This window comes from Pseudaquabacterium pictum, from assembly GCF_005403045.1.
Taxonomy (GTDB): Bacteria; Pseudomonadota; Gammaproteobacteria; order Burkholderiales; family Burkholderiaceae_C; genus Pseudaquabacterium; species Pseudaquabacterium pictum.
Genome location: NZ_BJCL01000010.1, coordinates 186,319 through 197,788 on the forward strand (window position 1 = coordinate 186,319; position 11,470 = coordinate 197,788).

Here is an 11,470-nt window from a genome sequence, read left to right on the forward strand (position 1 = left end):
CGCGCATGCAAGAGTCGGATGTTCAGGCGCTGACGGCCCTGGTGCTGGGCAGTGCCTTCGGGTTGTCGGTGCTGTTTGGCGCGATCGCGCAGCGCACCCATTTCTGCACCATGGGGGCGGTGGCCGACGTGGTGAACATGGGCGACTGGACGCGCCTGCGCATGTGGGTGCTGGCCATCGCGGTGGCGGTGCTGGGCTTCAACGGCATGGTGGGCGCCGGCTGGATCGCCGCGCGTGACAGCCTGTACGCCGGGCCACAGCTGCCCTGGCTGTCGGCCCTGGTGGGCGGGCTGCTGTTCGGCTTCGGCATGGTGCTGGCTTCGGGCTGCGGCAGCAAGAGCCTGGTGCGGCTGGGCGCCGGCAACCTGAAGTCCGGCGTGGTGCTGCTGGTGCTGGCGGTCTCGGGCATGGCCACGCTCAAGGGCATCACTGCGGTGTTGCGGGTGCACACGGTGGATGCCGCCGTGCTGCCGCTGCCCAGCGGGCAGGATCTGCCCAGCCTGCTGGCCGCCGGGCTGGGCCTGCCGGTGCCGCAGATGGCGCTGCTGCTGGGCGCGCTGGTGGCCGGGGTGCTGCTGGCCTGGGTGCTGCGCCGGCCCGAGGGCCGCAGCGCCGAGGTGTGGCTGGGTGGCGCCGGCATCGGCGCGGTGGTGGTGGGGCTGTGGTGGGTGTCGGGCCGGCTGGGCTTCGTGGCCGAGCATCCGGTGACGCTGGAGCCCAGCTTCCTGGCCACCAACTCCCGCCGCATGGAGGCCCTGAGCATGGCCGCGCCGGTGGCCTACGCGCTGGACTGGCTGCTGTTCTTCAGCGACAGCGCCAAGGTGCTGACCATCGGCATCGTCAGCGTGGTCGGCGTGGTGGCCGGCTCGGCCGCGGTGGCGCTGGCCACCGGCAGCTTCCGCTGGGAAGGCTTCGGCGGCGTGGGCGACCTGGCCCACCACCTGGCCGGCGGCGTGCTGATGGGCGTGGGCGGCGTCACCGCGCTGGGCTGCAGCATCGGTCAGGGGCTCTCGGGCGTGTCGACACTGGCCCTGGGCAGCCTGCTGGCGCTGGCGGCCATCGCGGCCGGCAGCGTGCTGGCGCTGCGCTACCAGGCCTGGCTGCTGGACCGGGAAGGCTGAGCCGGCGCCGGCCCACAACCCCGCCGGCACCGCCGGGCCGGCGGCGCTGGCACACTCGCAGGTCCGATCCACCACCGGAGAGCGCTGGATGAAATCTGTCGTGCTGGCCGCAGCCTGGGCCGTGGCCTGGCTGCCGCAACTTGCATCTGCCCAGGATGCGCACCTGGCCCGCAACCTGGCGGCCACCTGTGCCAACTGCCACGGCACCAACGGTCAGGCCCGTGGCGACATGCGCCCGCTGGCCGGCTTGCCGGCCGACAGGATCATGGCCGCGATGGCCGACTACAAGCGTGGTGCCCTGCCCGCAACGATCATGCACCAGATCGCCAAGGGCTACACCGACGAACAGATCCGCCTGGTGGCCGGCTACTTCGCCGCGCAGCCGGCCCGTCCATGAGGCCGCCGATGAACACACCCAACACCTTGCAAGCCGACCGCCGCCGCCTGCTGCTGGGCGCCGCCGCCCTGGGCGGCCTCGGCAGCCTGGGCCTGGCCGGCTGCGCCAGCACCGCCAGCGGCCCGTCCATCGGCCGGGTGGTGGTGGTGGGCGGCGGCTTCGGCGGCGCCACCGCGGCACGTTACCTGCGGCTGTGGGGCGGCAACATCGACGTCACCCTGGTCGAGCGCAACGCCAGCTTCGTCTCCTGCCCGATCTCCAACCTGGTGGTCGGCGGCCACAAGGCCATGGCCGACATCACCCGCCCCTACGCCAGCCTGCAGGCCCTGGGCGTGCGGGTGATGCAGGGCGAGGTGACGGCCGTCGACGCAGCCGGCAAGACGGTGCGCCTGGCCAGCGGCCAGGTGCTGCCGTATGACCGGCTGATCCTGTCGCCGGGCGTCGACTTCATGGCCGACCAGGTGGGCGGGCTGGACGCGGCGCTGGCCAGCGGCCGCGTGGTGCACGGTTGGAAGGCCGGCCCGCAGACCCTGGCCCTGCGCCGCCAGCTCGAGGCCATGCCCGACGGCGGCGTGTATGCCATCACCATCCCCAAGGTGCCCTACCGCTGCCCGCCCGGGCCGTACGAGCGGGCCTGCATGGTGGCCAGCTACTTCAAGCAGGCCAAGCCGCGTGCCAAGGTGCTGGTGCTGGATGCCAACCCCGAGGTGCAGAGCAAGAAGGCGCTGTTCGAGAAGGCCTTTGCCGAGCACTACAAGGGCCTCATCGAGTACCGGCCGAACGCCGAGCTGAAGGAGGTGGCCGGCAACGTCGCCAAGCTGGAGTTCGAGGACGTCAAGGCGGATGTGCTGAACGTGGTGCCGCCGCAGCGCGCCGGCGACATCGCCCGCACCGCCGGCCTGGTCAACGTCAACAGCCGCTGGGTGGGTGTGCACTGGCTGACGATGGAAGCCACCGCCGCGCCCGGCATCCATGTGCTGGGCGACGCCACCTTCTCGGCGCCGCTGATGCCCAAGTCGGGCCACATGGCCAATCAGCATGCCAAGGTGGCGGCGGCGGCGGTGATCCAGCTGCTCAAGGGCGAGGCGGTGAATGCCACGCCGGTGGTGATGAACACCTGCTACAGCTTCGTCACCGCCAGCGATGTGGTCCACGTGGCCTCGGTGCACCAGTACGACGCGGCCGAGAAGACCTTCAAGACCGTGCCGGGCTCGGGCGGCGTCTCGGCCGCGGCCAGTGCGCTGGAAGGGCGCTACGCGTTGTCCTGGGCCGACAACATCTGGAGTGACATGCTCGGCTGAGCGCTGCGGGGCCGTGGGGCGGCCGCGTTCAGGCCACCGTGGCCTCGTCGCTGCGGCTGTCGCCGCGGTTGTCCCGCCAGCTCACCGCCACCTTGTCACCGGGCTTGGCGCCCTTCAGCTGGAACTGCAGGTAGGGGTTCTTGGCCACGGCCGTGCCGAACTGCGCGCTCAGCACCGGCTTGCCGTTCAGCGCGATGCTGACCTGCTGGATGTGCCAGGGCGGGACGGTCTTGCCGGCGCTGTCCTTGCGCTGGCCGGATTCCATCTCATGGGCCATGAGCACGCGCACCTGGGCCTTGTCGCCGGCCATCTGCGCGCGGATGCGGGTGGGGTCTGCCATCGTGGTCTGCCTGTGGATGTGGAAGCTCAGGCGCCGCAGCCGCCCAGGGTGACGCGGATCTCGCGCTGCGCGAACAGCACCCGGCCATCGGCCGCCAGTGCCACCGCATAGACGTTGGACGACTGGCCCAGCTTCAGCCGGGTGACGAAGCTGGCCTCCACCGCATCGCTGAGCTCGAAGGCCGCAGCCAGCAGGCTGGGGTTCTTCTCGACCAGCAGCAGCAGGCGCCGCGCGCCCGGCAGCGTGGTGCCGAAGTTCACCGTGACCGAGGCGCCGTTCTCGGCCACCTCGGGGCCGCTGAGCGACACCTCGCGGCTTTCGGTCGGCGTGCTGCCGCCCAGCAGGCGGGCCAGTTCGGGCAGGGTCTTGGCGTCGAAGGCCTGGGCCGGCACGGCGGCCTGCGCGGCCGCCGGCCACAGGCCGGCCGCCGACAGCAGGGTGGCCACGCGCGCAGCGTGGGACAGCAGGGCACGGCGGTGCAGCGGCGAGGCGTCGGTCATCGGTGTCGGGTGCTGGCGGCCCATGCCGCCCAAGGGCCCGTACTGTGCCTGAGGCCGGGCGGGCGCGCCACGCACCGGGCGCCTTGGCCCCTGGGCGCGCCGGCACACGTGGTCTACAGTGGCTGCAGGTGCTTGCAGCGCCGCCGCGCGCCGCGCGGTCTGTTCCGTTCCCCATCCCCAACCGTTGCCCCTCCGGACCCCGCATGAACATCGCCTGGACCCACTTCACGCCCTGGGCGTCACTGGCCGGTGGCCTGGTGATCGGCCTGGCCACCGCGCTGTACCTGTTCGGCAACGGCCGCGTCGCCGGCATCGCCGGCATCCTGGCCAGCCCGCTGCGGGCGGTGCTGGCCGGCACCAGCCTGCGGCCCGATGCCAACCGCCTGTTGTTCCTGCTGGGGCTGCTGCTGGCGCCCTGGGCCTGGCGCCTGGTGGCGCCGCTGCCGGCCGCCAGCGTGGACGTGGGCACCGCCGGCCTGGTGGTGGCCGGCCTGCTGGTGGGCGTGGGCGTGCGCATGGGCAACGGCTGCACCAGCGGCCATGGGGTGTGCGGGCTCAGCCGCTTCTCGCTGCGCTCGCTGGTCAATGTGCTGGCCTTCATGGGCGCGGGCTTTGCCACCGTGTTCGTGCTGCGCCACGGGCTGTGAGGCCCGCCATGGGACACGCCTTCGGCTTCTTCAGCGGCCTGGTGTTCGGCCTCGGCCTGATCCTGGCCGGCATGGCCGATCCGATGAAGGTCAAGGCCTTCCTCGACCTGGCCGGCGCCTGGGACCCGAGCCTGGCGCTGGTGATGGGCGGCGCCATCGCCCTGGGCGTGGGCGTGTTCCGCCTCGCGCGGCGGCGCAGCCGGTCGTGGAGCGGCGCGGCGATGGAGATTCCCGCCAACACCACCATCGACGGGCGGCTGATCGGTGGCGGCCTGCTCTTCGGCACCGGCTGGGGCATTGCCGGCTTCTGCCCGGGGCCGGCACTGGTGGCGCTGGGCAGCGGCATGGGCGAGGCCGGCATCTTCGTGCTGGCCATGCTGGTGGGCATGGTGCTGCACGACAGGTTCCTGGCCCGGCCCTGAGATCCGCGGCTGCGGCCGCCGCCTTGGCCTCAGGCGCCGGCGCGCACGCCCAGCTTGCGCAGGATGGTCTCCATCAGGCACCAGCGGGTCAGTGCGCTCTGCAGCAGGTTGGCACCGACGAAGGCGGTGAAGGCCAGCCACCAGGGGCTGACGAACAGCGGGCTGCCGGGGATGCCCAGGGCCAGCGAGAGCAGGATGAAGCTGCCTGCGAACAGGCGCACCAGTTGCCAGGATGTCATGAGGGTTCTCCTTCGAGGGTGGGGGGCGGAACGGGATCGGCCTGGCCGGTGATGGCGCCCAGCCGGTGGCGGTAGGCCACGTAGTACAGGATCGGGATGACCACCAGGGTCAGCACCGTCGACGCCGAGATGCCGAAGATCAGCGAGATCGCCAGGCCGTTGAAGATCGGGTCGTCGAGGATGAAGAACGCGCCCAGCATCGCCGCCAGGCCGGTCAGCACGATGGGCTGCGCCCGTGTGATGGCGGCCTGCACGATGGCGGTTTCCAGCGCCATGCCGGTGCGCACCTGCAGGTTGATGAAGTCCACCAGAAGGATGGAGTTGCGCACGATGATGCCGGCCAGGGCGATCATGCCGATCATGCTGGTGGCGGTGTAGGGCGCGCCCAGCAGCGCGTGGCCGGGCATCACGCCGATGATGGTCAGCGGGATCGGCGCCATGATGATCAGCGGCGTCAGGTAGCTGCCGAACTGGGCCACCACCAGCAGGTAGATCAGCACCAGGCCGACCGCATAGGCCGCGCCCATGTCGCGGAAGGTCTCGTAGGTGATCTGCGATTCACCGTCCCACTTCAGCGTGTAGCCGCGGTACACGTCGTCGGGCTGGCGGATGAAGGCCTCGGCCAGCGTGCCGCCACCCGGCGTGGTGATCCGGGCGACGGCGCTGCGCATCTGGAACATGCCGTACAGCGGGCTGTCCACCGCACCCGCCATGTCGGCCACCACGTAGTGCACCGGCAGCAGGTCCTTGTGGAAGATCGGCTGCTCGCGCAGCATGTCGCTCACCGTCACCAGCTCGCGGATGGGCACCAGTTGGCCGTCGGCGCCGCGCACCGCCAGCTGCAGCAGCGCGTTCAGGTCGCCCTGGGCTTCGGGCGGCAGCATCAGCGTGGCGGCGGCCGGGTACTTGGCACCGTCGTGCAGCCAGGCCGCGGCCTCGCCGGCCAGGCCGGTGCGCAGTGTCGTCACGATGGCCTGCTGCGGCACGCCCAGCATGGCAGCCTTCTGCCGGTCGACCAGCAGCAGGGTCTTCGGCGCATCGACGATGCCGCTGTCGTCCACGTCGACGATGCCCGGCGTCTTCTCGAAGACCTGGCGCACCGCCTGCGCCACCTGCCGGCGGCCGTCGGCCTCGGGGCCATAGATCTCGGCCACGATCGGCGACAGCACCGGCGGGCCGGGCGGCACCTCCACCACCTTCACGTTGGCGCCGAAGCGCTGGCCGATCTGCTGCAGCGCCGGCCGCACGCGGGTGGCGATCGCATGGCTCTGCGCCTTGCGCTGGTGCTTGTCGACCAGGTTCACCTGCAGATCGCCCACATGGCCGCCGCTGCGCAGGTCGTACTGCCGCACCAGGCCGTTGAAGTTGATCGGCGCGGCGGTGCCGGCATAGGCCTGGTAGTCGGTCACCTCGGGCACGGTGGCCAGGTGCCGGCCCAGGGCCTGCAGCACCGCAGCCGTCTGCTCCACCGGCGTGCCGGCAGGCATGTCGACGATGACCTGGAACTCCGACTTGTTGTCGAACGGCAGCATCTTCAGCAGCACCAGGCCGGTGGCCGGCAGCGCTAGGGAGACGGCGATCAGCACCGCGATGCCCAGCCCCAGCAGGCCGCGGTGGCGTGCGCCGCGCTGCGCATCCAGCAGCGGGCGGAACACCCGCTCGAACGCCGGGGCGATGCGCGCGGCCAGGCCGTGCGGCTTGGCGTCTGCATGGTGGGCCGGCGTGGCCTTCATCCACAGCCGCGCCAGCCAGGGCGTGACGACGAAGGCAATCGCCAGCGACAGCAGCATGCCCATGCTGGCGTTGATGGGGATGGGGCTCATGTACGGGCCCATCAGCCCGCTGACGAAGGCCATGGGCAGCAGCGCGGCAATCACCGTCAGCGTGGCCAGGATGGTGGGGCCGCCCACCTCGTCCACCGCGCCGGGGATGATCTCGGCCAGGCTGCGGCCCGGGTGCAGCGCCTGGTGGCGGTGGATGTTCTCCACCACCACGATGGCGTCGTCGACCAGGATGCCGATCGAGAAGATCAGTGCGAACAGGCTCACCCGGTTCAGCGTGAAGCCCCAGGCCCAGCTGGCGAACAGCGTGACGGTGAGCGTCAGGATCACCGCGCTGCCGACGATGGCGGCCTCGCGCCGGCCCAGCGCGATGAACACCAGCGCCACCACGCTGGCGGTGGCGAACAGCAGCTTCTGGATCAGCTTCTGCGCCTTGTCGTTGGCCGATGCGCCGTAGTTGCGCGTCTCGGCCACCTGCACGTCGGCGGGGATCACGGTGTTGCGCAGTGCGGCCACGCGCGCCAGCACGGCGTCGGCCACGTCGATGGCGTTCTCGCCTGGCTTCTTGGTGATGGCCAGCGTCACTGCCGGGTGTTCCACCGGCGCGGCGCCGGCCTTGGCGGCCGGGCCGTGCCACACGTAGCGGGTGGCCGGCGGCGGGCCGTCGCGCACCGTGGCCACGTCGCGCAGGAACACCGGCTTGCGATCGCGCACGCCCACCACCAGGTCGGCCACCTCGCTGGCCTCGCGCAGGAAGGGGCCGGATTCGATGGCCACCGAGCGGTTGCCGCTGACCAGCTCGCCCACCGACAGGCCCCCGTTGGCCGACTGCAGCGCCTGGCGCAGATCGGCCACCGTCACGCCCACGCCGGCCATGCGGGTCGGGTCGATCTCGACCAGCACCGCGCGGCCCGGGCCGCCCACGCTGCGCACCTCACGCGTGCCGGGCACCCGCTTCAGGTCGGCCTCGATGCTGTGGGCCACACGCTCCAGGTCGAAGGGGCCGGTGCTGGGCTGGGTGCTGTACAGCGTCAGCGTGACGATGGGCACGTCGTCGATGCCCTTGGGCTTGACGATCGGCGGCAGCACGCCAAGGCCGGCCGGCAGCCAGTCGCTGTTGGACTGCACCGTGTCGTGAAGCCGCACCAGCGCCTCGGTGCGCGGCACGCCCACCTTGAACTGCACGGTGATCACCGCCAGCCCCGGCTGCGAGACCGACAGCACATGCTCCACGCCCGCGATCTGCGCCAGCACCTGCTCGGCCGGGCCGGCCACCATCTGCTCCACGTCCCGCACCGCGGCGCCGGGGAAGGGGATCAGCACGTTGGCCATGGTCACGTTGATCTGCGGCTCTTCCTCGCGCGGGGTCACGGCTACCGCGAAGATGCCCAGCAGCAGTGCCACCAGGGCCAGCAGCGGCGTGATCTGCGCCTGCTGGAAGAAGGCCGCGATGCGGCCGGACACGCCCAGCGCGGCGGCCGGGGTGTTGCTGTGCTTGGCGTCGGACATGGTGGGCAGCCTGTGCGGGGATCAGCGGGCCGCCGGCAGCGTGCGGGCGGCGGCCTGGGGGTCGGTCACCACCCGCTCGCCGGCCATCAGGCCCGACAGCACCTCCACTGCGCCGTCGCTGCTGCGGCCCAGGCGCACCTGGCGCAGCAGCGGCTGGCCGGCGGTGTCCAGCACATAGACGCCGGTCAGCTCGGCACGCCGCACCACCGCGGCCAGCGGCACCGACAGCACCGCTGGCGCACCGGCCGCGCTGGTGCCGCCGGCGGCCACCGGCAGCCACAGCCGGGCGTACATGCCGGGCGACAGGGCAGTGAGGCCGGCCGGCAGGTCGGCGCGCATCTGCACCGTGTGGGTGGCGGCGTCCACCGTGGGCAGCACCTGCGCCTGGCGCGGCTGCACCCATTGCTGCGCGGCCGGCAGGCCAGGCAGCTCGATGCGCGGCAGCGCGCCGGCGGCCAGGCGCAGCGCCACCGTCTGCGGCACGGCGGCCGTCACCCGCAGCGCCGCGGGGTCGTACACCGTCACCAGCGGGCGGCCGGGCATGGCCATGTCGCCCAGCTGCACCGGCACCTCGGACACCACGCCGGCAAACGGCGCACGCACCACGTAGAAACCGCTCTGGGTGCGGGCCGCGCCGGCCTGGGCCCCCTGCGCATCCAGCTGCGCCTGGGTGGCCTTGAACTGCGCCTCGGCCTGCTCCAGCGCGGCCTGGCTGATGAAGTGTTGCTGCGCGAGCTGGCGCTGGCGGGCCAGCGTCTGGCGTGCCACGTCCAGGGCGGCGCGGGCGGCCAGCACCTGGGCATCGCCGGCGGCGGCGGTCTGGTCGGCGGCGCGGGCATCCAGGCGCAGCAGCACCTGGCCGGCGGCCACCCGGTCGCCCACCTGCACGGCCAGCTGCACCACCGCGCCGGGCACCTGGGCGGCCACCACCGTCTGGCGCACGGCTTCCACCACGCCGTCGAAGGCGGTGGCCTGGCCGGTGCTGCCGGCCGCCGCCTCCACCGTGGGCAGCGGGGCTGCCGCGGCGGGCAGCCAGCCGGCACCGATGGCGGCGGCCAGGGCGGTGCCCAGAACGGTGGAACGGAAGCAGGCGGTGCGCATGAACAAGGTCCTGTGAAGCCGTGCAGGCGGGCACGGGATCCAACAACAGCGATGTTCTATTGTTTGCGCACATAGCTAAATAGTCAAGTAGGATCTTGCACAAGCAGCCACCCAGGCGGTACTTCGAGGCATCATGTCGGCATCCCAACCCCGTTCCTGCCCCCGCATGGAAGGTCTCCCCGACGAAGCGCTGGCCCAGGTGGCGGCGTATTTCCAGGCGCTGTCCGAGCCGACGCGGCTGCAGATCCTCAATCTGCTGCGCGAGCGCGAGCACAGCGTGGGTGAGCTGGCCCAGCGCTGCGGCTTCAGCGCGGCCAACATCTCGCGGCACCTGAGCCTGCTGACGCAGCACGGCTTCGTGCGGCGCGAGAGCCGCGGCAACAGCGCCATCTACAGCATCGCCGACCCGTCGGTGTACGCACTGTGCGACCTGGTCTGCGGCAGCATCGCCCGCAAATTCGACCGTCTGGCGGCCGCGCGTGCCGCCTTTCCGGCGCCCAGCGCCTGACCACCTGGAGCCTGCGGCCATGCTGATCTTCCGCCCGCTGTTCGACCCCGTCTCGTCCACCTACACCTACCTGCTGGGCGACGCCGCCAGCGGCGAGGCCCTGCTGATCGACCCGGTCTATGAGCAGGTGCCGCGCGACCTGGCCCTGCTGCAGGAGCTGGGCCTGCGGCTGGTGGCCACGCTGGACACCCATGTGCATGCCGACCATGTGACCGGCGCCTGGCGACTGCAGCAGCGCTGCGGCAGCCGCATCGCCGTGTCGGCCGCCAGCGGCGCTGCGCCGCTCGATCTGCCGCTGCAGCATGGCGACCGCGTCACCTTCGGCAGCCGCCACCTGGACGTGCGCGCCACGCCCGGCCACACCGGCGGCTGCATGACCTATGTGCTGGACGACCAGCGCATGGCCTTCACCGGCGATGCGCTGCTGATCCGCGGCTGCGGCCGCACCGATTTCCAGGGCGGCAGCCCGCAGCAGCTGTTCCAGTCGGTGCACGGCCAGATCCTGAACCTGCCGGACGGCTGCCTGCTGTACCCGGGGCACGACTACCGCGGGGTCACCGTCAGCAGCGTGGCCGAAGAGCGGCGCTTCAACCCGCGGCTGGGCGGCGATGTCAACCTGACCGACTTCACCGGCTACATGCAGGCCCTGCACCTGCCGCACCCCCGCCAGATGGCGCAGGCGGTGCCGGCCAACCTGCGCTGCGGCCGCCCCGAGGGCGATGCCGAGCCGGATGCCCAGCCCACCTGGGCGCCGCTGACGCTGCGCTTCTCCGGCGTCTGGGAGATCGAGCCGATGGCGCTGCTGGAGCATGCCGCCGCGGTGCAGATCGTCGATGTGCGCGAGGCCGCCGAGTTCATCGACCCGCTGGGCCACCTGAGCGGTGCGCAGCTGGTGCCGTTGTCGCAGCTGATGGACCGGCTGGACACGCTGGACCGCAGCCGGCCGGTGGTGACGGTGTGCCGCTCGGGCGCCCGCTCGGCCCAGGCCAGCCTGCTGTTGGCCAAGGCTGGCTTCGGCCAGGTGGCCAACCTGGCCGGCGGCCTGCTGCGCTGGCGCATCGAGGGCCTGCCGGTGGCCCCGGGCAGCGCGTGAGCGCCTTGCCGCCACGGGAGGCGGGCGTGCTGCGCCTGCTGGTCAGCCAGGCCGGTGGCGGCGCGCTGCTGTTCGTCGCCACCGGCCGGCCCGGGCTGGCGCTGCAGCTGCTGCAACCCTGGCCGGCGGCGGGCCTGCAGCCCTGGCGCGGCACCGCCTGGCAGCAGGCGGCCGATCTGCCGGCCTTCGGCGCCGCGCTGGCGCAGGCCCTGCTGCCGCTGCCATTGCAACAGGCGCTGGCCGATGCCGACACCGGCCCGCTGCTGCTGCTGCTGGACGCTTCCCTGGCCGACCTGCCCTGGGAACTGGCCGCCGTGGCCGGCCAGACGCTGGACGACCGCTTCCTGGTCAGCCGCCTGGTGCTGGCCGACACCGCCGCCCCAGCGGCGGCCGACGCCGCCGTGCCGCCGCTGCAGTTGCTGGACACAGATCGGAGAGCACACGTCTGAACTCCAGTCACAGTCAACAATCTCGTATGCCGTCTTCTGCTTGAAAAAAAAAAAAAAAAAAA

General features: G+C 72.0%; 13 protein-coding genes. 8 read left to right on the plus strand and 5 right to left on the minus strand.

The features are described 5' to 3' along the window. Positions 1 to 5: 5 nt before the first annotated feature. The 3 genes from FFT10_RS18900 to FFT10_RS18910 all read left to right on the plus strand — a co-directional run bounded on the left by FFT10_RS18900 (position 6) and on the right by FFT10_RS18910 (position 2,819). The gene (locus FFT10_RS18900) at positions 6 to 1,121 is read left to right on the plus strand and encodes a YeeE/YedE family protein (protein ID WP_137734411.1); all 1,116 of its coding nucleotides are present in this window, start codon (positions 6 to 8) and stop codon (positions 1,119 to 1,121) included. A gap of 88 nt (positions 1,122 to 1,209) precedes the next feature. Continuing rightward, complete coding sequence (locus tag FFT10_RS18905) at positions 1,210 to 1,518, plus strand: c-type cytochrome (protein ID WP_137734412.1); 309 nt, start codon at positions 1,210 to 1,212, stop codon at positions 1,516 to 1,518. A gap of 8 nt (positions 1,519 to 1,526) precedes the next feature. Further along, a complete protein-coding gene (locus FFT10_RS18910; RefSeq protein WP_137734413.1) occupies positions 1,527 to 2,819 on the plus strand; it encodes an NAD(P)/FAD-dependent oxidoreductase in 1,293 nt (430 codons plus the stop codon). A 28-nt stretch (positions 2,820 to 2,847) separates the two neighbouring features. Here FFT10_RS18910 and soxZ read toward each other — a convergent pair whose 3' ends face one another. Further along, positions 2,848 to 3,159: a thiosulfate oxidation carrier complex protein SoxZ gene (soxZ, locus tag FFT10_RS18915; RefSeq protein ID WP_137734414.1), complete on the minus strand. Its 312-nt coding sequence runs from the start codon at positions 3,157 to 3,159 to the stop codon at positions 2,848 to 2,850. Positions 3,160 to 3,185: 26 nt separating this feature from the next. After that, positions 3,186 to 3,659 (minus strand): thiosulfate oxidation carrier protein SoxY, encoded by a 474-nt coding sequence (gene soxY / locus FFT10_RS18920; RefSeq protein ID WP_162520842.1) that lies wholly within the window; start codon positions 3,657 to 3,659, stop codon positions 3,186 to 3,188. A gap of 203 nt (positions 3,660 to 3,862) precedes the next feature. Here soxY and FFT10_RS18925 point away from each other — a divergent pair, with 203 nt between their 5' ends. Both FFT10_RS18925 and FFT10_RS18930 read left to right on the plus strand, forming a co-directional pair. Beyond that, positions 3,863 to 4,306 carry a YeeE/YedE family protein gene (locus FFT10_RS18925; protein WP_137734415.1) on the plus strand — a complete coding sequence of 148 codons (444 nt, stop codon included), beginning with the start codon at positions 3,863 to 3,865 and terminating at the stop codon, positions 4,304 to 4,306. Between the two features lie 8 nt (positions 4,307 to 4,314). Continuing rightward, positions 4,315 to 4,728 carry a DUF6691 family protein gene (locus FFT10_RS18930; protein WP_137734416.1) on the plus strand — a complete coding sequence of 138 codons (414 nt, stop codon included), beginning with the start codon at positions 4,315 to 4,317 and terminating at the stop codon, positions 4,726 to 4,728. 29 nt (positions 4,729 to 4,757) lie between these two features. Here the strand turns inward: FFT10_RS18930 and FFT10_RS18935 are convergent, their stop codons facing one another. Genes FFT10_RS18935 through FFT10_RS18945 form a run of 3 tightly spaced genes read right to left on the minus strand, consistent with a single transcriptional unit; the run spans position 4,758 to position 9,358 of the window. Next, the gene (locus FFT10_RS18935) at positions 4,758 to 4,967 is read right to left on the minus strand and encodes a YgaP family membrane protein (RefSeq protein WP_137734417.1); all 210 of its coding nucleotides are present in this window, start codon (positions 4,965 to 4,967) and stop codon (positions 4,758 to 4,760) included. Then, positions 4,964 to 8,257 (minus strand): efflux RND transporter permease subunit, encoded by a 3,294-nt coding sequence (locus tag FFT10_RS18940; RefSeq protein WP_137734418.1) that lies wholly within the window; start codon positions 8,255 to 8,257, stop codon positions 4,964 to 4,966. Before FFT10_RS18940 ends, FFT10_RS18935 begins: the two co-directional genes overlap by 4 nt. A gap of 21 nt (positions 8,258 to 8,278) precedes the next feature. Continuing rightward, complete coding sequence (locus tag FFT10_RS18945; RefSeq protein WP_137734419.1) at positions 8,279 to 9,358, minus strand: efflux RND transporter periplasmic adaptor subunit; 1,080 nt, start codon at positions 9,356 to 9,358, stop codon at positions 8,279 to 8,281. Positions 9,359 to 9,524: 166 nt separating this feature from the next. Between FFT10_RS18945 and FFT10_RS18950 the strand changes: the two genes are divergently transcribed. From FFT10_RS18950 to FFT10_RS28940, 3 genes are read left to right on the plus strand one after another with little or no spacing between them, the layout of a single operon-like run. Further along, positions 9,525 to 9,866 (plus strand): ArsR/SmtB family transcription factor, encoded by a 342-nt coding sequence (locus tag FFT10_RS18950; protein ID WP_137734420.1) that lies wholly within the window; start codon positions 9,525 to 9,527, stop codon positions 9,864 to 9,866. Positions 9,867 to 9,888: 22 nt separating this feature from the next. Beyond that, complete coding sequence (locus tag FFT10_RS18955) at positions 9,889 to 10,959, plus strand: MBL fold metallo-hydrolase (RefSeq protein ID WP_137734438.1); 1,071 nt, start codon at positions 9,889 to 9,891, stop codon at positions 10,957 to 10,959. Further along, the gene (locus tag FFT10_RS28940; RefSeq protein WP_137734421.1) at positions 10,956 to 11,408 is read left to right on the plus strand and encodes a hypothetical protein; all 453 of its coding nucleotides are present in this window, start codon (positions 10,956 to 10,958) and stop codon (positions 11,406 to 11,408) included. Before FFT10_RS18955 ends, FFT10_RS28940 begins: the two co-directional genes overlap by 4 nt. Positions 11,409 to 11,470 lie beyond the last annotated feature (62 nt).